The organism is Acinetobacter sp. NEB149 (genome assembly GCF_012516415.1).
GTDB lineage: Bacteria > Pseudomonadota > Gammaproteobacteria > Pseudomonadales > Moraxellaceae > Acinetobacter > Acinetobacter lwoffii_V.
The window spans coordinates 2921302-2943385 of sequence record NZ_CP051208.1 but is presented as its reverse complement, the minus strand read 5'-3'; the positions used below and the strand labels follow the sequence as shown (position 1 = coordinate 2943385).

The following is a 22084-nucleotide window of genomic DNA, read 5'->3' as shown; positions in this document are numbered from 1 at the left end:
CCAATTTGGTGCGTTATTTTTATAGTTCTGGTGTCTTTTGTGCACTGTAGTTGTGCTTATTTTTTGTTCGAAATTTTCTCTTCTAATGCTTCTACCTGTTTCAGCAAATCATTCAAGCGATGATTGGCATTATTTAGGGCAGTACGCTGACGTTCTATTTCCTCTTTAGACACCAAATCCATTTTTGCCACTGCTTCATTTAACAGGGCACGGATATTATGTTCCACATCTTTCTTAGGTTGTTCGACTTGCTGCAAAATTGCTTGTAATAAAGTTTCAATCATCGTCTGATCCATCGCCGTAGAAAGGAGCGCACAGTTTAGCATTGCTAAAATGCAGACTATAGTATTTCAGACAAAATATAGACTTATTCGATTAAAGATATTGTAAAAATCCACATAAAAAATGTCTATTTTTTGAAGATTCGAAGCCTTTATCCGTATAAAATAAGGTATAAATAAACCACATGCCGGGCTTTCTAACTTCCCCCGACCTTAGGAATCTTGGCATGAAATTTGAACGTAAAACCTTACTGGTGAAATAAGCCGAAGGAAAACAAACATGAAGCTCGTAACTGCAATTGTAAAACCTTTTAAATTAGATGATGTTCGCGAAGCATTGTCTGAAATTGGTGTTCAAGGCATCACTGTAACTGAAGTGAAAGGCTTTGGTCGTCAAAAAGGCCATACTGAACTCTATCGTGGTGCTGAATACGTTGTAGATTTCTTGCCGAAAGTCAAAATTGAAATCGCGATTAGCGATGAAATGGTAGACGCGGTGATTGAATCTATTACTCGTGTGGCGAGCACTGGAAAAATCGGTGACGGAAAAATTTTCGTGACTAACTTAGAACAAGTCATCCGTATTCGTACAGGTGAAACAGGTGCAGACGCTGTCTAACTTGGCACGAAGTTTGCTGAGTACCTAATAACTCACAAAAACTTGGTTGGGGGATACGAATGAAAAAAATGCTACTCGCGTTCGGCATGGCCGGCGCTCTTTTTGGTGGTTCTGTTGCATGGGCTGAAGAAGCTGCAACAACACCGACAGAAGAAATTGTGCTTGTTGAAGAAGCAGGCGATACAACAAATACAACAACAGACACTACAGCAGCAATTGCTGAAGCAGCGCCAGTTGAAGCTGCAGCACCTGCAGAAGAAGAACCAACTCTAGATACCGGCGATACCGCTTGGGTTTTAACCTCTACCGCTCTAGTTTTACTCATGACCATTCCTGGCTTGGCGCTATTTTATGGCGGTATGGTCCGTAAGAAAAACGTTCTGGCGACGATGGCACATAGCTTTATTGCTGCGGCGGTGGTCAGTATTGCTTGGGTGATTATTGGTTATACCCTAGCTTTCGGTGAAGGCAATGCCTTTGTAGGTGGCCTGGATAAGTTCATGCTGGCTGGTATCACCACAGAGGCGCTTTCAGGTACGATTCCTGAAATCCTGTTTGTGATTTTCCAAATGACCTTTGCCATTATTACGGTTGCCATCATCAGTGGTTCGATTGCAGAACGTATGAAATTTGGTGCTTTCGTTGCTTTCATCGCACTTTGGGTGGTGATTGTCTATGCACCAATTACCCACTGGGTATGGGGTGGTGGCTGGTTAGGTAACGACGGCGCGCTTGATTTTGCCGGTGGTACGGTTGTACATATCAACTCGGGTGTTGCCGGTCTGGTAGCGGCATATATGCTAGGCAAACGTATGGGCTTGGGTCGTGAATCCATGGCACCGCATAACCTGACGCTTACTGTAGTTGGTGCATCTTTACTCTGGGTAGGCTGGTTCGGTTTCAACGGTGGTTCTGCATTAGGTGCAAACGGTTCTGCAGGCTATGCTTTGATCGTGACTCAAGTCGCAGCGGCAGCAGCAGCCATCTCATGGTTAATCACTGAAAAACTGGCACGTGGTAAAGCTTCTGTACTGGGCGGTGTATCGGGTGCAGTTGCTGGTCTGGTGGTCATTACTCCAGCTGCAGGTTTTGTGACTGTAGGGGGTGCATTGGCAATGGGTCTGATCGGTGGTGTGGTGTGTTTCTGGGGGATTACCGCACTGAAACGCGCATTGAAAGCCGATGACTCTTTAGATGCCTTTGGCTTGCATGGTGTAGGTGGTATTGTCGGCGCGATTTTAACCGCGTTCTTTGCCAGCGAATTCATCATGGGTGATAATGCCCCTGTCAATGTCATGCATCAGCTTTGGGTGCAAGTGGAAGGTGTACTGGCGACAATTGCTTACTCTGCGATCATGACCTTCATTATCCTGAAAGTCATCGACTTGATCATTGGAATCCGTGTGGCATCTGATGATGAGCGTATGGGTCTGGATTTAAGTCAACATGGCGAACGTGTCGAATAATAATAAATACACTATAATCAATATATAGTGTAAAACAGCCCGAATGGGCTGTTTTTTTCTATATGTTGCGTAAAACTCTACAAAGTTTGTAATTTTTGCTACACTCGGAATCCATCTGGATTTGTTCAATTAAACCGCTATGCATTGCCCATTTTGCAATACTGCAGACAGTAAAGTGATTGATTCACGCCTGGCAGCTGAAGGCTGTCAGATTCGTCGTCGCCGTGAATGTGTCAGTTGTAATGAACGCTTCACTACCTTTGAAAGCTATGAAGTGGTGATGCCGCGCGTCATCAAGTCGGATGGCAAGAATGAACCTTTCGATGAAGCCAAATTACGTCGTTCCCTGATGCATGCCTTGCAAAAACGCCCGGTGACCCAGGAGCAGATTGAAACGGTGCTGAGCGATATTCAGCTACAGATTCGCCGTTTAGGTGAGCGTGACGTGAAATCTCGTACTATTGGTGAAATTGTCATGCAGTCTTTATTCGCACTTGATCATGTTGCTTATGTGCGTTTCGCTTCGGTCTATCAGGATTTCCAGGATGTCGAAGCTTTTCGTCATCAGATTGAACAGATGCAACAACGAGAATTACAAGAATAAGCATGGCTGAACTGAATCAAGATCAAATCTGGATGCAGCGGGCCATTGAACTGGCACGTCAGGGGCAATATTCCACCAAACCGAATCCGAATGTCGGCTGTGTCATTGTCAAAGATGGTGTGATTGTCGGAGAAGGTTTCCATCCTAAAGCAGGCCAGCCGCATGCTGAAGTCTTTGCGCTGCGTCAGGCCGGTGAACAGGCACGTGGTGCAACCGCTTATGTGACTTTAGAACCTTGTGCGCATTATGGCCGGACACCGCCTTGTGCCGAAGGTCTGGTGGAAGCAGGCGTGGCAAAAGTTATTGTTGCCTGTCCGGATCCCAATCCGCTGGTGGCCGGAAAGGGCGTACAGATTCTGAAAGAGGCTGGAATCGAAGTCGAGGTTGGTATCTGTGAAGATGAAGCGCATGAGCTGAATCAAGGTTTCCTGAAAGCGATGGCGACTGGTCAGCCTTATGTGCGTTTAAAAATTGCTTCAAGCCTGGATGGCCGTACCGCGATGGCATCGGGTGAATCAAAATGGATTACCGGTGTAGCAGCACGTCAGGATGTACAGCACTGGCGTGCAATTTCAGGCGCGGTAATTACCGGGATTGATACGGTTCTTGCGGATGACTGTCAGCTGAATGTGCGTCAATTAGATGGGATTGAAGAGATCAAGACCGTGGTGCAACCGAAACGGATTATTCTGGACCGTCAGGGGCGTTTACCACTCAACGCAAAAATTTTAGCGCAAGCCGACACCGTGATGGTGATGGGGCCATTTCGTCAGGAGCTTGCAGACCTGAGTGTGCTACACTTGCCGTTACAACCTTTATCAGAATTATTAAAGCAACTGGTTCAACAGCATCAGATTTATGATGTCTTGGTGGAAGCAGGGGCGACCTTATCTACGGCATTTTTACAACAAAAATTGGTTGATGAACTGATCAGTTACGTTGCACCCACCCTATTGGGTCAGTCTGCGCGTACCATGTTTAATGCAGAATTTAGCCATATGGCCGAACAACTCCGATTTAAGCTGCGCGATGTAACTCGCTTGGGTGATGACGTGCGCTTCAGGCTAATTCCTTTTCAAGAGACACTATGAGTTCAGAGTCTACGGTTTATCATAAACGTCGCCATGCGGCACGTACCACCGATGAATATCTTTTCCATCAGCTGGTTCCTTATCTGGGCAACAAACGCCGTTTACTGCATTTAATTCTGGAAGCTCTGGAGAGTACAGGAACCCTGAAACGTAGCGATGGCCGTGCTCCGATCTTTGCTGATTTTTTTGCCGGTTCAGGTGTGGTTTCACGTTTGGCCCGTCAGAATGGTTATCGCGTCATTGCCAATGACTGGGAACCGTATAGCCATGCGTTGAATCATGCGGTACTGGCCTGTACTGAAGCACCGGCATTTAAAGAACTCGGTGGCTATCAGAAAGCGATTGATTATCTGAACCGTTTGCCGGAAGTCAAAGGCTGGGTGACGCATAACCTCTGTCCGCGTAATGATGAAATTTATGATCCAGCCCGTGACCGGTTGTTCTTTAAACGTCGTAACGGCATGCGTATTGATGCTATCCGTCAGCAGATTGCCGCCTGGCAGGCCCAAGGTGCAATTGATGATGTGGAAATGTCTGCCTTGCTGGCACCCTTGCTGTATTCCGCCAGTTTTGTCAGCAATACTTCTGGTGTTTTCAAAAGCTTCCACCATGGTTGGGGCGGGAAAACCCAAACTGCGCTGGAACGTATTGAATCTTTACTGTGGCTAACGCCAAGCCGTTTTTGCGAGTCGGATCAGAAAAAGGGGATGGCCGCAGAAATGTGGTGTGTCGATGCCCAGCATCTGGCCAACCAGATGAACGGTTTTGAAGTAGACGTAGCTTATCTGGATCCGCCGTATAATCAGCATGCTTATAGTAGTAATTATCATGTGCTGAATGCGCTGACCTTATGGGATCAGGCCGATTTACCGACTCCGGATACTAAGGGCTTTAAGAGTGGGATTGACCGGGCATGGCGCAAAGAGCGTCCGAGCCAGTACAACTCCTCTAAATATGCCAAAGAAGCCTATGAGAGTTTGTTGGCGACTATTAATGCGCGTTTCATCCTGACCAGTTATTCAACCGACGGGAATATCAGCGCGACTGATTTGTTACAGGCCAATCTGAAACGTGGCCGGGTGACCTTGCTGACCCAGGATGTGCCGCGTTATCGTGTTAGCAAACAGCGCCAGTCCGAACGTGCACGCGTGCTGGAATTTATTGTGATTACCGATACCCACGCCAAGTCAGGCCCACCGATCCGTCAATTACTCAGCCAGCTGCATCATTATGCAGAGTTGGGCGGTGTCGATACGACCGGTGTCAGCACCCAGTTGGCACTCTGGTAAAAGAATTGAAAAGGAAATAAAAATGTTTACAGGTATTATCGAAAGCCTCGGTAAAGTCGAAAGTCTGCAAAGCGTTGGCGGTGATGTACGTTTGCGCATCCAGACTGATCTGGACATGTCCGATGTACATCTGGGTGATTCTATTGCGACCAACGGCATCTGCCTGACCGTGATCGACTGGGGCGAGAACTGGTATGCGGCTGATGTTTCCCGTGAAAGCCTGAACCGGACCACACTCGGCACCTGGAAAGCCGGTCAACCTGTCAATGTTGAAAAAGCCATGTTGCCAACTACGCGTTTTGGCGGTCATATTGTGTCAGGTCATGTCGATGCAGTCGGCGAGATCACCCTGGTACGTGAAGATGCACGTTCAATTTATTATGAAGTGACTGCACCTGCTGAAATTGCCAAATATCTCGCAGAAAAAGGCTCGGTCACAGTCGACGGCATCAGTCTAACGATTAATCATTTGCGTGGTAGCGTGATTAGTCTGAACCTGATTCCACATACTGCTGAACGTACCAATATCGGTACCTGGAAAGTCGGTAGCAAGGTCAATCTGGAAGTGGATGTATTGGCACGTTATATCGAGCGTTTATTGCTCGGTGATAAAGCCGCCCAAACCACTGAACAATCAAAAATCAGTATGGATTTCCTGGCTGAAAATGGTTTCTTAAAATAAGAGAAATGTTGATTTACTGAACAGTCTGATTGAAAAATTAGACTGTTTTTTTATTTTTCGGGATAATCAGCAGTTCAACTTGCAAATATTGCCTTGGTGGACGGGTAGAATGCTCGATTTTTTACTTAACTTGGAACAGTCATTGCCGCTATTGCTCGATCAATATGGGGTATGGATTTATGCAATCCTGTTTCTGGTGATTTTTGCAGAAACCGGTTCGGTGTTTTTCTTTTTCCTGCCCGGCGACAGTCTATTGCTGGCTGTGGGAGCTTTGTGCGCCAGCAGCGATCTGGTGACCCTGCATTCGATGGGGCTGTTGTTATTCACTGCCTCGGTGCTGGGCTATAGCGTGAATTATTACACCGGAAAAGTTCTTGGTTTAAAATATTTCAACCAGCATTCACGCTATTTCAAGCCGGAATATATGGTGAAAACCAATCACTATTTTATGAAACATGGCGGTAAAACTATTTTAATCGCACGTTTTATTCCTTTTGTCCGCTCATTTGGCCCTTTTGCCGCCGGTTCAGCGCATATGAGCTTTGCCACATTCAGCTTTTATAATATTGCGGGTGGCATCCTCTGGATTGGCACGTTATTAAGCATTGGCTACTTGCTCGGAAATGCTGCCTTTATGCTGGCAGATTTTTTCTAAGACGCGACATAGAAGAAAAAAAAGCCCGAATTTTCGGGCTTTTTAAATCTGAAAGAATCATTTAAATATTGCTTGGCTGATCAGAAAATTCTGAATTTTTCAGCATATACTCGATTTCTTCTTTGGCCGCCGCACGCATTTTTTCACGCAGTGCATTGACGGTCTGTTCAATCACGGTTTCTGCCTCAAGTTCCAGACGTAAACGCACACTTTCTAATTCGGATAAAATGCTCTGGTCCTCAATCTGGATGCGACCTCTGGCAAAATCAAAAGTCGTCTCAGGATTTTTTGCATAACGTGCGACATAGTGCTGCACTTCAGCTTCTAGATGCGTATTTATTTCAGCAAGCATTTGGATCTGTTCGCTCAATTTTCGCTGTTCTTCAAGACGTAGCTGTTCTTGATAGGCCTGTTCCTCGGCACGCTTTTCGGCCAAAGCTTTTTCGAGCGCGAGCTGTTTGCGAATACGGGCTTCTTCAATCAATTCGGCCTTGCGCTGCGCATAGGCTGCTTCAATCTTGCGTTCAGATTCCTGCTGCAAGTGCTGGTCACGACTCTGCCATTCTTCCAAAGACGTTTCTGGCTTTAAAATATCGCAGATCCGAGAGAGGTCATCGATAAAGGTCTGACGCACAGCTTCCGGCACATTTAACCAGCGCTGTTTAAAATCGGGACCTACATTTAATGCCACGTGCCTCTCCTTGTGGATGATATCGGTTAAAGCTTATGGATGTCCGGTTCAATACCTAATCGACGATATTGCTTGAATTTTTCACGACCCAGCTGTTTAGCCGTTTCATGATTTTCAATGATCTCAATAATGTGACTAAATTTTGCGTAAGGTTCAAGTGCTTCCGGATTAAAATTGAAAATAATCCAGTCGGACTGTTCCGGTAGTGTGGCCGAAATACAGACCATCGCCTGAGGCTGGTCAATACCATGTGGAATAAAGCTGCTGGGGTCAAAGCTCCACAGACGTTCATCCAGCTGTTGTTGCAATTCGGCATCGGCACACAGTAACCAGATCCGCGCCGGCTGACGCAGAATCTTACGACATAAACGACAAGTGCTGTCCACTTGTCGTTCAGGGCTTTTTTCAAATAAATAAAAGCTGACTTTAGCCATTGCTTTGAACGCGATTCGCCAGGAACTGCATCAATAATGGGACTGGACGGCCGGTCGCCCCTTTATTTGTGCCTGAATTCCACGCCGTACCTGCAACATCGAGATGTGCCCAGCGATATTCACGGGTAAAACGTTGTAAGAAGCAGGCAGCGGTCACAGAACCGGCTTTTGGCCCACCGATATTGCCAATGTCGGCAAATGGTGAATCCAGCTGTTCCTGATAGTCATCCAGTACCGGCATACGCCATACCCGGTCAAAGGAGTGCTGACCGGCAGCTTCCAGTTCTGCTGCCAGTTTATCATCTGGCGTGAACAGACCCGTCAGCACTGAACCTAAAGCGACCACACAGGCACCAGTTAAGGTTGCGATATCAATCACCAAAGCAGGGTTAAAACGTTTTACATAAGTCAAGGTGTCACACAGCACCAGACGACCTTCGGCATCGGTATTCAGGATTTCAACCGTCTGACCGCTCATGGTCGTTACGATATCGCCAGGACGGGTGGCTTTGCCTGAAGGCATGTTTTCTGCTGCAGCGATGGTCCCCACCACATGCAGAGGTAAGCGGGATTCACATAATGCACGCATCGTACCGAGTACAGAGGCTGCGCCGCACATGTCATATTTCATTTCGTCCATGCCAGCGCCTGGTTTAAGTGAAATACCGCCAGTATCAAAAGTAATACCTTTACCCACCAAGACTACCGGCGCTTCGCTACGCTCTGACTGATATTCCATGCTGATAATCCGACCTGGACGCTCTGAACCTTTACTTACCGCAAGGAAGGCGCCCATACCTAAATCCGCCATCTGCTGTTCATCCAGCACAGTGACTTTAAGCAGGTCTGGATATTCAGCCGCCAAAGCCACCGCCTGTTCTGCAAGATATTCAGGGAAACAGATATTGCCCGGACGGTTGCCCAGGTCACGTGCCAGATTTTGTCCGCTTTGCACTGCTTGTACCAGTTGCAACTGTTCGGTAGTTAAGACGCTATGAGTAGCAATCAGGTCGATCTGCTCGAGCACAAATTCATTCTTCTTGGATTTATATTCATCATAACCATAGCTGGCCTGAGTCAGGAAGAGCGCAAACAGATAATGGAATTCTTGTGGAAGTTGTGTCAGATCTACAGAAATCTGTTTGAATTTTTTTTGAGTGACTTGAATAATAGTTTGCGCGATTTTTGCAAGTTTTGCCGGTTGTAGTTCAGCGACCTTGCCTAAACCAATCAGCGCGGCATGGCTGGACTGGTTTACCTGACCAATCAGGCTCAGGCTTTCAGCCAAAGTTGCCTTGAATTGAGAGGCTTCAATTAATGTGTCTAAATTATTGATTTGATAGGTTGCGGTTGTATTCTGAAGTTGTTCCGAGTCAACTAAAATCAACAAAGATTGACTTGATCCATTCTCTGGGAATGACGTATTAATTGTAAGTTTCATATTCTGTTTTCACGCCTGTCTAGATGGGTAAATCATTCAGTCATTGAAACATTTATCTGAATAGATTTTCAATGGGCAGGGCGGCCTAGGTTTTATATTTTTGCTATTCGGGTAAACTAGCACTCGTTTTATGGACCTTATTTTGGAAGAATTAATTTGATTATTCGGCGTTATCTGGTCAAGCAAGTTGTCTCGACATCCTTGGTGGTGATTGCCTTATTGACCTTGATCATGATGGGCGGTCGACTGATCAAGTATTTTGGTGTCGCGGCGCAAGGCCGTCTGGATGCAGGCATTTTATTTAGCATTATTGGCTATCGTTTGCCTGAGTTCTTAACCCTGATTCTTCCGCTCGGTTTCTTTATTGGACTGATGCTGGTGTTTGGCCGTTTATATGTCGATCATGAAATGGCTGTAATGAATGGCAGTGGCGTCAGTCGGCATCAATTGGCGCGTCTACTGGTGCCGATGACCCTGGTGTTTTTGATTGCTCAGGCCGGATTGATGCTGTGGGCTGCGCCGTGGGGCATTCGCCAGTTTGAAGCCCTGACCACCAGTCAGGCGGTACGTACCGGCTTTGACCTGGTGAGACCGAAAGAATTTATCTCCTCTGGGCCCTATACCATTTATGCCGGTGACCTGTCAGAAGACCGTAAAAATTTAAAAGATATTTTCTTTTATCAGCGTGCGGAAAAAGAAGGCAAACCGGATGTGATGATTCTGGCGCAGGAAGCCACCCGAATTGAAGTACCGAATGATGCTGCCAATGTGGTCGATCTGGTTAATGGACGCCGTTATGAGATCTATCCGGGCACACCGCAATATACCCAAGCTGAATTTGAAAGCTATCGTCTGCGTTTAGAAAGCGATGAAGAAGCACAATTTGCCAGTACTGAAGTTGAAGCCTTACCGACCTCGCAATTGTGGCAGAACCGTCAGGATCCTGTGGTGGCCAGTGAGCTGGGCTGGCGGGTGTTTGTTCCTTTTGCGATTCTGATTGCCCTGATTCTGGCTGTGGCATTGTCTGAAGTGAGTCCACGACAGGGTCGATATCTCAAGTTATTTCCTGCCCTCATGATTTTTGCCAGTCTGATTGTGGCCCTGATGGCAGTGAAGACGCGGATCAGTAAAGAAGAAATGGGCATTTGGGCCTATCCATTGATTCTGATTGCCTATGCAATTGCGGGTGCCTTGTTCTCGCGTAAACAGAAATTAGGCCCGAAAATCAAGAAACAGATTCAGCGAGTGAGGTCTTAACAATGTTGGCACGTCGTATAGTTGCAAAACATGTGACCCAAACCACTGCGCTGGCGATGCTGGGTGCAACCGCGGTATTGGCGGGTTTACAGGTATTATTTACTTATCTGGGTGAGCTTGGTTCGCTCAAAGATGGTTATGGTGCCTGGGATGCCTTGAAATATGTGCTTTGGGGCGCACCAAATTATTTATATGAAATCCTGCCGATTTCTGCACTGATTGGTGCAGTTTTAGGTCTTGGTACATTAGCCTCGAATAGTGAGCTGATTGTGATGCGTTCGGTCGGCGTGAGCTTATGGCGTATTGTCGGGTGGGTGATCCGTTCAGCACTGTTGTTGGTGGTATTGTCTTTTGCCCTGAGCGAATGGGTGATTCCGTATACCAATGAACAGGCCAAAAGCGTCAAGAGTGCTAGTAAAGCCGCTCAACTCGGTGAAGTGCGTGGTTACTGGACTCGGGAAGGGCAGCGCTTTATTTATATCGATTATGCTAACTCGCAAGGTCAGTTGAAAAATGTGCAGATGCTGGACTTTGACCAGAACTATCGTTTGCGCGGTACCTTGCAGGCAGATCAGGGCCAGTTCGTCAAAGATGGTTCCTGGACGCTGGACAACACAGAGCAGTTCGATATTTTACAAAATGGCAATGCCACGCTGGTCAAGCAGCAACAGCAACCTTTAGCGCTGGCATTACAGCCCAAATATGTGCATATGGTGACCATTGATCCTGAAGATTTATCGCCGAGTCAACTGGTTAGTTTCATGAGCTATATGCATGAATACAGCCAAGTGCCGAAAACCTATCAGTTAGCCTTCTGGCAAAAACTCGGTTCGCCTTTTGCCCTGATCGCACTGGTGGTGATTGCCTGTTCATTTATCTTCGGGCCATTACGTCAGCAATCCATGGGGTTCCGTCTGGTGATTGCCTTATTTGCCGGCCTAGGTTTTTTCTATCTGCAGGACTTCCTCGGCTATGCCAGCTTGATTTACGCACCATCTCCGGCCTGGTTCGTGTTTATTCCGATTCTGATCATGTTCGGTATCGGCGTATACTTGCTGCATCGGGCACGCTAAACCATAGGAAAATAGAACAAATCAATCATCATGAGAGGCTTAAACCATATACGGGTCATGGCCTCTTTTTATAAACTTCGCTAAAATAGAGCGATTAATTCGTAGACGAACAGAGTATTTCATTATGACGGATGCAACTGCTGGCAAAATCCCTCACGTTTTGGTGATTATGGATGGTGTGGGTCATCGCGAAGCGGTCGAAGACAATGCGTTTTTAGCAGCTAAACGACCAAATTTAACTGCGATACAGGACAAGCATCCGCATGGTTTGATCTCGGGTTCAGGTGAAGATGTTGGCCTGCCAGATGGCCAGATGGGTAACTCGGAAGTCGGACATATGAACCTCGGCGCAGGTCGTGTGCTGTATCAGGACTTTACCCGGATTACCAAAGACATTCGTACGGGCGACTTCTTTGAACATGAAGTGTTGGTCGATGCGGTGGAGAAAGCCAAAGCTTCAGGTGGGGCAGTACATTTGCTTGGTCTTTTGTCTGAAGGCGGTGTGCACTCACATGAAGATCATATCGTGGCGATGGCTGAACTGGCCCTGAAACGCGGTGTGAAAGTCTATTTACATGCATTTTTAGATGGTCGTGATACACCGCCTAAAAGCGCACAGCCTTCTTTAGAAAAGCTTGATGCCTTATTCGCACAATATCCAGGTCAAGGTCGTATTGCGACTGTGATTGGCCGTTATTTTGCCATGGACCGTGATAACCGTTGGGATCGTGTTGAACAGGCCTATCGGTTGTTGACTGAAGGTGAAGCGGTTCGTACAGCTGCCAGCGCAGTTGAAGGTTTGGAACAGGCTTACGCAGCCGATGAGTCGGATGAGTTTGTTAAAGCGACCCGTATTGGCGATCTGGCGAAAATTCAGGATGGCGACAGTGTCGTATTCATGAACTTCCGCGCTGACCGTGCCCGTGAATTGACCCGTGCATTTGTAGAAAAAGACTTTGCAGGTTTTGAACGTAAAGTCGTGCCGAATTTGGCGAAATTTGTCATGCTGACGCGTTATCAAGCCACGATTGATGCACCTGTGGCGTATATGCCTGAAGCATTGGTCAACTCGATTGGTGAATACCTGTCCAACTTGGGCAAAACCCAGCTGCGTATCGCGGAAACGGAAAAATATGCACATGTGACCTTCTTCTTCAGTGGCGGTCGTGAAGATGAATACCCAGGTGAAAAACGTATCCTGATTCCATCGCCAAACGTAGCCACTTATGACCTTAAACCGGAAATGAGTGCTTATGAAGTGACTGATGAGCTGGTGGCTGCGATCAATTCAGGTGAATTTGACCTGCTGGTGGTGAACTTTGCCAATGGTGATATGGTCGGTCATACGGGTGTATTCGATGCTGCGGTGAAAGCTGTTGAAGCGGTTGATACCTGTTTGGGCCGGGTTTATGAAGCGGTAATGGCGCAAAAAGGTCATATGATTGTGACTGCCGATCATGGTAACGTAGAGCAGATGCAGGACTATCACAGTGGTCAGGTACATACTCAGCATACCACTGAATTGGTTCCGTTTATTTATGTCGGCCCAACTCAGGCCACGATCGCAGAAGGCGGTGTATTGGCAGATGTAGCACCGACTTTATTAAGTCTGATGCAAGTTCCGGTACCGGCTGAAATGCAGGGTCGTAACCTGATTCAGCTTGATGCATAATTTTCGATAAAATTCTAAAAAGGTCAAAGAATGGCAAGAACACGCTGGAAGTCTGTTGTAATACCATGCTTACTGATGTGTTTGAGTCATTCAGCTTGGGGTGCGGGTTCAAATGAGCCGGCATTCGATGATATGGAAATGGATGGGCAGGTCTATTCCGAAATTCCTGTGGCATCCATTCAAGAATTCGTACAAATTTATGGCATCGTAAAAGATAATTATATTCAAGATAAAAATGACGATGCCTTGTTTCAACAGGCCATTCAGGGTCTGGTCAGTGGCTTAGATCGCTATTCCCGTTATTTGTCGCCTGAAGATTATAAGCAACTGCGTGAATATACCGAAGGTGATCTGGCCAGCATTGATTTTGATCTGCAATTTGACCCGCGGTTGAAGCAATGGGTAGTTCAGGGACTGAGTTCCGATGCTGATTCAGCCAAGCAGGGACTTCGAAATGGCGTCACGGTTTATAAAATTGACGATCAGGTATTAAATAGCCTGAATCAGGAACAAGTCCGGCAGTTATTGAGCGGAGCCGTTGGCTCTACGCTCATGATTCAGCTCTCCCCGCAAAGTCCGGCCGTTCGTCTGGTCCGCAATACCAAACTGGATACTGAAATTAAATCGAGCCTGCACAATAATCAGGTTCTGGTTTTACAGGTCAAGGTTTTTCAGCAAGATACTGCCAATGAAATCAAACGTCTAATCGAAAGCTATGCCGACAAGCGCTTAAAAGCCGTGCTATTTGATTTACGCAATAATCCCGGTGGCTTACTCTCGGCTGCAGTTGAATCTGCCGATTTATTTTTGAATCAGGGCGTGATTGTGTCGACCAAAAGCCGCGCTGAAGGTAATCAGCAATTTCAGGCCTTGCCGAGTTTTGAGTTTCAGAATCTGAAAGTTGGGGTATTGATTAATAACCGCTCGGCTTCTGCAGCAGAAGTGTTTACAGCAGCCCTGAAAGAACATAACCGTGCCTGGGTCGTAGGCGAAAAAAGCTATGGCAAAGGCGTAGTACAGAAACTCTTTCCTTTAAGCAACGGTTCGGCTCTACAGATGACAGTATCGCAATACTTTAGCCCGAGTGGCCAGATGATTGAAGGGCGGGGCGTACAGCCGCATTTCAACTATCCGTTTAAGCAGGAAATGCGTGAGGAGAGTTATCTGGAACATGTCACAGACTTGCTGCTCCTGCAAAAATAATTATTCGTCTTCTTCGGTATCCAGTCCGAACTTTTTCAAACGATAGCGCAGGGAACGGAATGACATGCCGAGTTTTTTGGCGGCCAGTGTCCGGTTCCAATGGGTCAGATTCAGCGCATTCAGTAAAATTTCTTTCTCGACCTTTTCCAAATATAGTTCTAGACCCTCTTCAGGCAGCTTTTTAGGTGCAATCAGGGTTTCGGTCGCAATGATCTCGCTGGTGAGCGTATTCATCTCCTGAGGGCTGTTTAGCGCCTGACGCAGCGGTGCACTCTGCAAATGCTGAAGATCAATCCGCTCTTCATCACTTAAAGTAATCGCGCGTTCCATAATATTACGCAATTCACGCACATTACCTGGATAATATTGTCCCAATAAGAACTCTTTGCTACGTTCGGTCAGTTTTTTATTGGGAATGCCCCATTCCTGGCAAATCTTCTGAATGAAATGTTCGGCCAATAGCAGAATATCCTGACCGCGTTCACGTAATGGCGGTAAAGTCAGATCCATTACATGAATACGGAAATATAAATCCTGACGGAATTTGCCTTGTTGCACCAAGGCTTCCAGATCCTGATGCGTGGCACTGATCACACGGAAATCCACATCAATTTCGGTATCCGAACCGAGTGGACGAATACGTTTTTCCTGTACGGCACGTAACAATTTGACCTGCATAGAAAGCGGTAATTCTGCAATTTCATCCAGAAACAGACTGCCACCATGGGCAGATTGAATCAGTCCCTGTTTGTCCTGAGCAGCGCCGGTAAAGCTGCCTTTCTTATGCCCAAACAGTTCGCTTTCCATCAACTCAGTCGGAATGGCGCCACAGTTAATCGCAATAAAAGGACCTTCATTGCGGTTACTCAGGCGATGGACCAGATTGGCCACGACTTCTTTACCTGTTCCCGATTCACCAGTGATAAAAACCGGTGCTTGGGATCGGGCAATTTTTTGTAAGGTAATACGTAGTTGCTGGATCGGCAGGGATTGTCCAATCAGCATTTTATGTTCAAGCGCTTCATTTGGATTATTATGCGAATAATCCACCGGTTTATTCAGGGCTTTTTGTAAGAGTTGTTCCAGATGTTTCTGATTGATCGGTTTGCTGACAAAATCAAAGGCCCCGGCTTTGAGCGCAGCAATGGCGATTTCCATGTTGCCATAGGCGGTCAGAACTGCGACCGGAAGTGCCGGATAGAGGCTGCCAATCCAGTCCAGTAACTCCAAACCATTGCCATCGGGCAGGTTTAGGTCAGTCAGACAGGCATCATATTGATGATTGGCAAGGCATTTTTTAGCATCTTCCAAACGGTGGGCAATGTGCGTACGAATTCCCATGCGCAGCAATGACATTTGCATGAGGGTACACAAATCTTCCTCATCATCCACCAAAAGCACCAGTGGTTGTTGTTCCCCATTCATCTTCCTTGACCCCTTTAAAGCGTAATACGTTGACAGCTGATGCGAAAGCATGCGCCCTGTTCTTGTTGTATATAGTTTAATTGTGCCTGATTTGCTTCGCAAAAACTATGTGATAAATACAATCCTAATCCGGTACCACTAATCGATGTGCTAAAAAAGGGTTTAAACAATAGAGCTTGGTCATGTACGGCTACGCCAGAGCCAAAATCCCGTACGTCAATCCAGACCCGATGTTCATAGGGATGCACATTCAGCTGAATATAAGCAGCATCGGCTGAATTGTGACGAATCGCATTACGAATCAGATTAATCAGGATTTGCCGGAACTGTGCTTCATCAAACTGAATCACCAAAGGGATATCAATATTAAATTGAATCTGATCGCGAATATCGGCCAAATCTTCCTGGATAAATAACGGGATAAATTCATTGAGATGAATCGGCACCGGATGGGTTTCTTTATTTTTGACCATATTTAGCGTGTCCTGAATAATTCGGTCAATCCGGATCGCCTGTCGGCCAATCATTTGCTGGAGTAGCTGTTGCTGTTCAGTTTCTGAATCCAGATATAAATCATTGGCCTGCACAATGGCCGCCAAGGGATTGCGAATTTCATGAGCAATACTGGCTGATAGCTGACCCAGAGCAGCAAGTTTGAGTTGCTGCACCTGCTGATTTAATTTTTTGGCATCCTGTAACACCAGTAGCATTAGAGTCTGATGCGGCACAATCAGCTTTTGTACCTGCACATGAATATTATAGCGACTTTGCTGGGATTCAAACTGAAAGCGCTCACCATTTTCCAGGGTTTCAAAATGGATCAGTTCAAATAAATCTGGCTGTGACTGAGATAAGGTGAATTTCTCATGACCGTATTTGGACTCAATTCCCAAAAGATTACAGGCAGCGGGATTACTGAGTACCACATGGTAGTTTTCATCCAGTACCAGATAACCGGTTTCAATCTGTTCCAGAATATAGCGGTTAATATTCTGTAAGCGATGCAGTTCCAGCGATTGAGAAAAATTCAAATTTTCCAGAATCTGAAAACGGCGCACGGCAATTTGTCCAGTGCCATAAACCACAAAAAACAAAAAGGCCAGCAGGGCGCTATTACTGATATTGCTGAGTGAAGAAAACGCAAAAGTACTGCCGATAAAATGCTGATAAATAACACTAATGACTGCAATGAGGGTGACGACCAAGGCCTTTTTTGTATCTAATAATAAAGATGCAGAAAAGATAGTAATCACAAACAGCAGCCCAATTTGCAGATTAGGACCGTCGCTCGCCAAAGTCAGCAAACTTAAAACGCAGACATCGCTAAAGAAAATCATAATCAGCTGCGGCTAGATCAGTCGTCTGATCCATTTCAGCGCAAACAGCTGTACGGTATTGATCGCAACCCCGATTCCCAGTGCATAATAATACAGCTGCGGGTATTGATAATCGGTGGTGAGTTCGGGGTAGGTCAGCAGAAAAATCAGCAGTAGGCCGGTGCTGATCAGCAAGCGATAAGCGCTATACCAGATACCGAGATGATATTGATTGAGCGCAGAATAACTGGATTTTTGTGCCATATGCACCGGAACTCGTTAAAAGCTAAGGTTTAATGAGTCCATAGCGCATGGCCAGATGAGTCAGTTTAACATCGCTATCGATATTCAGTTTTTCAAAAATACGGTAACGATAAGTATTCACGGTTTTAACACTCACAAAGAGCTTGTCGGCAATTTCCTGGGCGCTGATACAATTCACGACCATCATCGCGACTTGCATTTCACGTTCTGACAATGCATCAAAAGGCGATTGTTGTGTATCAGAAAGGTAAGAGCTTGCTAACTGTTCCGCAATGTCTGCACTGAAATATTTGCCGCCTTGCATGACTTTGTTAATCGCACGGACCATTTCCGAAATCGGGGCCCCTTTGGTGATATAACCTTTGGCACCGGCTTTCAATAACAGGGATGGATAAGGCTCTTCTGCTAAACCGCTAACCGCCAAAACTTTGGTTTCCGGCGCACTCTGAAGTAGACGGCGCGTGGTTTCTACGCCACCAATGCCCGGCATATTCACATCTAACAAAACTACATCAGGATGATGTTGACGAACTAGAGAGATCGCTTCTTCACCAGATTCAGCTTGTCCAATTACCTGAACCTCCGCATGGTCTTCTAGCATTCTGCAAATTCCAGTACGAACTAATTCATGGTCGTCCACAACTAAAACTGTGATCACCTACGCTCTCCCTCTGTTAAAAAAATCATTTTTTTGTTACATAAAGCAAAATAAGCTTGCAATGAAAGTACAAAATTAGCAATCCTATTCGCAAGATTAAATCTGAAACTTATCACACAGTGTCAAGAACAAAAAATGTTCGGCATTGTGTTTAAATGTAAGGCATATTAGAGGTAATACGCAAATCAATCTTACCTCTGTTAGTTGAGTGAAGGAATAGTGAAGAAAATAAACAAGTCTTTAAGGCATCTACTCGGCCTGTCCGTGTTAATCAGCATGAGCACGACAAGTTTTGCTGAAATCATTATGAATTCTGGCACGGCAGAGGGCGGTTCCAGCATTAGTTGGTCTTCTGAAGAAGTTAACCAGTTAATGAGCGATGATTTTAATGCCTCTGCCAATGAGCCGTCGCCACCCGGTTCAGCCACAGTGACTACCACTTTGCGTCAGGCCGGCACAGCAGCGCCAACAACAGCCAAACCTGCTTATACTGCGCCACAGATTATTGATACGAATCATTTTAGTAATCAACCTTCTGTCAATGCACGGGCTGCACTGGTCATGGATGCACAAACCGGTGAAGTGCTGTTTAGCAAAAATACCAATACTGCCTATCCGATTGCATCGATTACTAAGCTGATGACAGCGGTGGTGATTTCTGATGCACGTCTGAATATGTCGGAAAAAATCACCCTGCAACAGGCTGATTTTTCCTGTTCAGGTTGTAAAAGCTCAAGCTCGACGCTAAGAGCAGGAGACAGCATGAACCGTGCTGAAGCTTTATTATTTGCTCTGATGAAGTCCGAGAACCCGGCTGCTGCCGCTTTGGCACGAACCTATCCGGGTGGTCGATCAGCATTTATTGCCAAAATGAATGCCAAAGCCAAAGAGCTGGGTATGAATTCTACCCACTTCATGGAGTCGACAGGTTTGCATCCGGGCAACGTGGCATCAGCTCGTGACTTAGGGATTTTGGTGAATACTGCCTCTCAATACGGCCTGATTCGTCAGTTCTCGACCACGCCAAGCTATGACTTTAACTTGGGTTATCGTGTATTGAAATCTAATAATACCAATGCCTTGGTACGTAATGGCGGCTGGAATATCAATATTTCTAAAACCGGTTTTATTAATGAAGCAGGGCGCTGTGTGGTGATGCACACGACTCTGAATAACCGTCCGGTGGCGGTGGTACTTTTAGGCGCAAACAGCTCACAGGCGCGTACCAATGATGCGACCCGTTTAATGAGTTGGGTCAGCCAGCAACCTAAACGAATCTAATTGATTGGTTCATAAAAAAACCCTGCAAGTGCAGGGTTTTTTTAATTCTGGCCGAAATTACATATTCGACAGAATAGAGTCTTTAACTTGACTCATAGTTGCATCAATCGACAACATCACGGCATCAGCACATTGCTTGATAGCAGTGTCTGGATCTTTCAGACCGTTACCCGTTACGGTACATACGATCACTGAACCTTCAGCAATTTTACCCGCTTTAATATCACGGATCGCACCGCCGACAGACGCAGCAGACGCAGGCTCTACGAATACACCTTCATACATAGAAAGCAGACGTTGAGCTTCAAGAATTTCCGCATCAGTCAGTTCATCAAACCAGCCGTTTGAATCACGAACAACCGCTTTAGCATGATTGAAGCTTTGCGGATTGCCGATACGAATCGCAGTTGCAACAGTTTCCGGGTTTTCTACTGGACCGCCACGAAGGAACGGTGCAGCACCAGAGGCTTGGTAACCTGCCATGATTGGCAAACCTGCCGGTTTAGGACCAGTGAAAGCATCAGTTTCAGCATCGTAAACGACTTGCTCAAATTCTTCTTTCGACTGGTTAGCCACCGCTTCGGTATAACCCATCCAGTGCGCAGTGATGTTACCCGCGTTACCGACTGGCAGGCAGTGATAATCCGGTGCACGACCTAAAGCTTCAACGATTTCATAAGCAATGGTTTTTTGACCTTGCAGGCGGTATGGGTTGATTGAGTTTACAATCGTTACCGGTGCTTGATCGGCAACTTCTTTAACCAGACGCATACCGTCATCGAAGTTACCGCGAATTTGCATGGTGATCGCACCATACATCATCGCTTGAGCCATTTTACCCATGGCAATTTTGCCTTCAGGGATGAGCACGAATGCTTTGATGCCAGCACGCGCAGCATATGCCGCCGCCGCCGCAGAGGTGTTACCAGTAGATGCGCAGATGATGGCTTTAGAGCCTTCTTCAACGGCTTTGGTCACCGCCATAGTCATACCGCGGTCTTTAAATGAACCAGTCGGGTTTAAGCCCTCGTACTTCACATAAATTTCAACATCTTTACCAATAATGCGTGGAATATTCTCAAGCTTGATCAGTGGAGTATTACCTTCACCCAAAGAGATCGCACGAGTAGTTGCAGACACTGGTAAACGGTCGCGATAGCGGTCAACTAAACCAGTATAACGATTGGCATTCGACATGATGATGTTCCAATTGTGTGTAGAGCTTGGCAAGGGGAATCCTCCCCTCAACCCGATTAATTATCAAGCGATTCTAAACGAATTCGTACAATTTCGCCATGAATGACGGGTAATGCTTGAATTTGTGAAAGCGCTGCATCCATTTTTGATTCCTTGACTGGATCAGTCAGAATCACGATAGGAATAAGGTCTTTGGATAAACGCGGTTGCTGCATGATCGCATCAATACTAATGCCGGCACGGCTTAAAATCGTGGTGACATCGGCAAGCACGCCCATCTGATCTTCGGCATTAATACGGATGTAATAGCCGGTAGTCATTTGTTCACGACTCAAGATCGGTAAATCACTGAGCGCTTCGAAAGCCAGTTGTGGAATGGTGCCTGCACCGTCTTCTGTGTAAATGATGTCGCGGACAATATCGACGACATCGGCAACCACCGCAGAAGCTGTTGGTCCAGCACCCGCGCCAGCACCATAGTACAGTGTTGGGCCAACCGCATTGGCTTGTACCAGAACCGCATTTTTCACACCATTGACATTGGCAATTAGCTGGTCATCTGGAATCAGGGTCGGGTGTACACGGAGTTCAATCCCGGCATCAGTACGGCGTGCAATGCCCAGATGTTTAATCCGGAAACCGAGGTCTTCGGCATATTTCACATCTTGTGCCGTGACTTTGCCAATGCCTTCAGTAAAGACTTTGTCAAACTGAAGTGGAATACCAAAGGCACATGAGGCCAGAATCGTCAGCTTGTGTGCTGCGTCAATGCCTTCCACGTCAAAGGTCGGATCGGCTTCGGCATAACCCAGTTCTTGCGCTTCTTTCAGCACATCTTCAAAAGCGCGGCCTTTTTCACGCATTTCACTAAGAATGAAGTTACCTGTGCCGTTAATAATACCGGCCAGCCATTCAATCTTGTTGGCTGCCAAACCTTCACGGATCACTTTAATAATTGGAATGCCACCAGCCACTGCGGCTTCATAGGCAATTTGCACGGCATTGTCTTCAGCCGCTTTAAACAGTTCATTACCGTGTTCAGCCAAGAGTGCTTTGTTGGCGGTTACAATATGTTTGCCATGTTTCATGGCTTCCATGATGACTTCATAGGCAGGATGAATTCCGCCCATGACTTCAACCACCACGTCTACATCAGGTTGACGCACGATGTCCATCAAATCAGCACTTTGTTTGACCGATTCTGGCAGATCCAGATCAGGACGTGGACGACGGGTGCCTACATGGGTAATTTCAATTTCACGACCGGTGCGACGTTTGATCTCAGCAGCATTTTCTTTTAATAGTTTCAAGGCACCACCACCTACAGTACCAAGACCGAGGATTGCCAGACGAACTGGTTTCACGTCACACTCCAAATTAAACAGTTTTTTACAAGAACCTAGATCATAGCTAAAAAAACCGCCTGACTCTAGGGTCATTTTCAGAATATCTTTATCTATAAATTAAAGTTAAATAACGTATTAA

General features: G+C 46.3%; 20 protein-coding genes and 1 pseudogene. 12 read left to right on the top strand and 9 right to left on the bottom strand.

What is annotated here, in order from left to right; genetic code table 11:
* Nucleotides 1–56 precede the first annotated feature (56 nt).
* Nucleotides 57–284: an accessory factor UbiK family protein gene (locus HGD77_RS14235; protein ID WP_168730904.1), complete on the bottom strand. Its 228-nt coding sequence runs from the start codon at nucleotides 282–284 to the stop codon at nucleotides 57–59.
* Nucleotides 285–561: 277 nt separating this feature from the next.
* On the opposite strand from HGD77_RS14235, the gene glnK reads away from it, so the two are divergent.
* From glnK to HGD77_RS14200, 7 genes are all read left to right on the top strand, one after another.
* On the top strand, nucleotides 562–900 hold the full coding sequence (glnK, locus tag HGD77_RS14230; protein WP_004281042.1) for a P-II family nitrogen regulator: 339 nt from the start codon (nucleotides 562–564) through the stop codon (nucleotides 898–900).
* Between the two features lie 59 nt (nucleotides 901–959).
* Nucleotides 960–2366, top strand: a complete 1407-nt coding sequence (locus HGD77_RS14225; protein ID WP_168730903.1) for an ammonium transporter — start codon at nucleotides 960–962, stop codon at nucleotides 2364–2366.
* A 139-nt stretch (nucleotides 2367–2505) separates the two neighbouring features.
* Complete coding sequence (gene nrdR / locus HGD77_RS14220) at nucleotides 2506–2970, top strand: transcriptional regulator NrdR (protein ID WP_004281044.1); 465 nt, start codon at nucleotides 2506–2508, stop codon at nucleotides 2968–2970.
* 2 nt (nucleotides 2971–2972) lie between these two features.
* Nucleotides 2973–4061 (top strand): bifunctional diaminohydroxyphosphoribosylaminopyrimidine deaminase/5-amino-6-(5-phosphoribosylamino)uracil reductase RibD, encoded by a 1089-nt coding sequence (gene ribD / locus HGD77_RS14215; protein ID WP_168730902.1) that lies wholly within the window; start codon nucleotides 2973–2975, stop codon nucleotides 4059–4061.
* Nucleotides 4058–5350: a DNA adenine methylase gene (locus HGD77_RS14210; protein ID WP_004732518.1), complete on the top strand. Its 1293-nt coding sequence runs from the start codon at nucleotides 4058–4060 to the stop codon at nucleotides 5348–5350. Before ribD ends, HGD77_RS14210 begins: the two co-directional genes overlap by 4 nt.
* A 22-nt stretch (nucleotides 5351–5372) precedes the next feature.
* Entirely contained in the window at nucleotides 5373–6032 is a 660-nt protein-coding gene (locus tag HGD77_RS14205) for a riboflavin synthase (RefSeq protein ID WP_004644909.1), read from the top strand.
* Nucleotides 6033–6141: 109 nt separating this feature from the next.
* Nucleotides 6142–6687, top strand: a complete 546-nt coding sequence (locus HGD77_RS14200) for a VTT domain-containing protein (RefSeq protein WP_005248429.1) — start codon at nucleotides 6142–6144, stop codon at nucleotides 6685–6687.
* A 61-nt stretch (nucleotides 6688–6748) separates the two neighbouring features.
* On the opposite strand, the gene HGD77_RS14195 is transcribed toward HGD77_RS14200, so the two are convergent.
* Genes HGD77_RS14195 through HGD77_RS14185 form a run of 3 tightly spaced genes read right to left on the bottom strand, consistent with a single transcriptional unit; the run spans nucleotide 6749 to nucleotide 9253 of the window.
* Nucleotides 6749–7378 carry a hypothetical protein gene (locus HGD77_RS14195; protein ID WP_168730901.1) on the bottom strand — a complete coding sequence of 210 codons (630 nt, stop codon included), beginning with the start codon at nucleotides 7376–7378 and terminating at the stop codon, nucleotides 6749–6751.
* Between the two features lie 26 nt (nucleotides 7379–7404).
* A complete protein-coding gene (locus HGD77_RS14190) occupies nucleotides 7405–7812 on the bottom strand; it encodes a DNA polymerase III subunit chi (RefSeq protein WP_168730900.1) in 408 nt (135 codons plus the stop codon).
* The gene (locus HGD77_RS14185) at nucleotides 7805–9253 is read right to left on the bottom strand and encodes a leucyl aminopeptidase (RefSeq protein ID WP_168730899.1); all 1449 of its coding nucleotides are present in this window, start codon (nucleotides 9251–9253) and stop codon (nucleotides 7805–7807) included. Before HGD77_RS14185 ends, HGD77_RS14190 begins: the two co-directional genes overlap by 8 nt.
* Before the next feature lie 156 nt (nucleotides 9254–9409).
* On the opposite strand from HGD77_RS14185, the gene lptF reads away from it, so the two are divergent.
* The 4 genes from lptF (at nucleotide 9410) to HGD77_RS14165 (ending at nucleotide 14458) form a co-directional block, all read left to right on the top strand.
* Entirely contained in the window at nucleotides 9410–10510 is a 1101-nt protein-coding gene (lptF, locus tag HGD77_RS14180) for an LPS export ABC transporter permease LptF (protein ID WP_004281053.1), read from the top strand.
* Nucleotides 10511–10512: 2 nt separating this feature from the next.
* The gene (lptG, locus tag HGD77_RS14175; protein ID WP_168730898.1) at nucleotides 10513–11583 is read left to right on the top strand and encodes an LPS export ABC transporter permease LptG; all 1071 of its coding nucleotides are present in this window, start codon (nucleotides 10513–10515) and stop codon (nucleotides 11581–11583) included.
* A 124-nt stretch (nucleotides 11584–11707) separates the two neighbouring features.
* Nucleotides 11708–13255 (top strand): 2,3-bisphosphoglycerate-independent phosphoglycerate mutase, encoded by a 1548-nt coding sequence (gpmI, locus tag HGD77_RS14170; protein ID WP_168730897.1) that lies wholly within the window; start codon nucleotides 11708–11710, stop codon nucleotides 13253–13255.
* 30 nt (nucleotides 13256–13285) lie between these two features.
* Complete coding sequence (locus HGD77_RS14165) at nucleotides 13286–14458, top strand: S41 family peptidase (protein WP_005263947.1); 1173 nt, start codon at nucleotides 13286–13288, stop codon at nucleotides 14456–14458.
* On the opposite strand, the gene HGD77_RS14160 is transcribed toward HGD77_RS14165, so the two are convergent.
* From HGD77_RS14160 to HGD77_RS14150, 3 genes and pseudogenes are all read right to left on the bottom strand, one after another.
* Entirely contained in the window at nucleotides 14459–15883 is a 1425-nt protein-coding gene (locus HGD77_RS14160; protein WP_005263946.1) for a sigma-54-dependent transcriptional regulator, read from the bottom strand.
* Nucleotides 15884–15897: 14 nt separating this feature from the next.
* Nucleotides 15898–17463, bottom strand: a pseudogene (locus tag HGD77_RS14155) (sensor histidine kinase).
* A gap of 22 nt (nucleotides 17464–17485) precedes the next feature.
* Nucleotides 17486–18121, bottom strand: coding sequence for a response regulator (locus HGD77_RS14150; protein ID WP_004281059.1), 636 nt, complete (start codon nucleotides 18119–18121; stop codon nucleotides 17486–17488).
* A 219-nt stretch (nucleotides 18122–18340) separates the two neighbouring features.
* Between HGD77_RS14150 and HGD77_RS14145 the strand changes: the two genes are divergently transcribed.
* Entirely contained in the window at nucleotides 18341–19402 is a 1062-nt protein-coding gene (locus HGD77_RS14145; RefSeq protein ID WP_138743173.1) for a serine hydrolase, read from the top strand.
* A gap of 57 nt (nucleotides 19403–19459) precedes the next feature.
* Here HGD77_RS14145 and thrC read toward each other — a convergent pair whose 3' ends face one another.
* On the bottom strand, nucleotides 19460–20599 hold the full coding sequence (gene thrC / locus HGD77_RS14140) for a threonine synthase (RefSeq protein ID WP_004281061.1): 1140 nt from the start codon (nucleotides 20597–20599) through the stop codon (nucleotides 19460–19462).
* 56 nt (nucleotides 20600–20655) lie between these two features.
* Nucleotides 20656–21963: a homoserine dehydrogenase gene (locus HGD77_RS14135; RefSeq protein ID WP_005263945.1), complete on the bottom strand. Its 1308-nt coding sequence runs from the start codon at nucleotides 21961–21963 to the stop codon at nucleotides 20656–20658.
* Between the last annotated feature and the right edge of the window lie 121 nt (nucleotides 21964–22084).

Excerpts from the sequence above, each read along its gene's own strand:
- ribD (WP_168730902.1), top strand. The coding sequence starts at position 2,973 with ATGGCTGAACTGAATCAAGATCAAATCTGGATGCAGCGGGCCATTGAA.
- HGD77_RS14200 (WP_005248429.1), top strand. The coding sequence starts at position 6,142 with ATGCTCGATTTTTTACTTAACTTGGAACAGTCATTGCCGCTATTGCTC.
- HGD77_RS14210 (WP_004732518.1), top strand. The coding sequence starts at position 4,058 with ATGAGTTCAGAGTCTACGGTTTATCATAAACGTCGCCATGCGGCACGT.
- HGD77_RS14185 (WP_168730899.1), bottom strand. The coding sequence starts at position 9,253 with ATGAAACTTACAATTAATACGTCATTCCCAGAGAATGGATCAAGTCAA.
- gpmI (WP_168730897.1), top strand. The coding sequence starts at position 11,708 with ATGACGGATGCAACTGCTGGCAAAATCCCTCACGTTTTGGTGATTATG.
- thrC (WP_004281061.1), bottom strand. The coding sequence starts at position 20,599 with ATGTCGAATGCCAATCGTTATACTGGTTTAGTTGACCGCTATCGCGAC.
- HGD77_RS14205 (WP_004644909.1), top strand. The coding sequence starts at position 5,373 with ATGTTTACAGGTATTATCGAAAGCCTCGGTAAAGTCGAAAGTCTGCAA.
- lptG (WP_168730898.1), top strand. The coding sequence starts at position 10,513 with ATGTTGGCACGTCGTATAGTTGCAAAACATGTGACCCAAACCACTGCG.
- nrdR (WP_004281044.1), top strand. The coding sequence starts at position 2,506 with ATGCATTGCCCATTTTGCAATACTGCAGACAGTAAAGTGATTGATTCA.
- HGD77_RS14160 (WP_005263946.1), bottom strand. The coding sequence starts at position 15,883 with ATGAATGGGGAACAACAACCACTGGTGCTTTTGGTGGATGATGAGGAA.
- HGD77_RS14225 (WP_168730903.1), top strand. The coding sequence starts at position 960 with ATGAAAAAAATGCTACTCGCGTTCGGCATGGCCGGCGCTCTTTTTGGT.
- HGD77_RS14165 (WP_005263947.1), top strand. The coding sequence starts at position 13,286 with ATGGCAAGAACACGCTGGAAGTCTGTTGTAATACCATGCTTACTGATG.
- HGD77_RS14190 (WP_168730900.1), bottom strand. The coding sequence starts at position 7,812 with ATGGCTAAAGTCAGCTTTTATTTATTTGAAAAAAGCCCTGAACGACAA.
- glnK (WP_004281042.1), top strand. The coding sequence starts at position 562 with ATGAAGCTCGTAACTGCAATTGTAAAACCTTTTAAATTAGATGATGTT.
- HGD77_RS14235 (WP_168730904.1), bottom strand. The coding sequence starts at position 284 with ATGATTGAAACTTTATTACAAGCAATTTTGCAGCAAGTCGAACAACCT.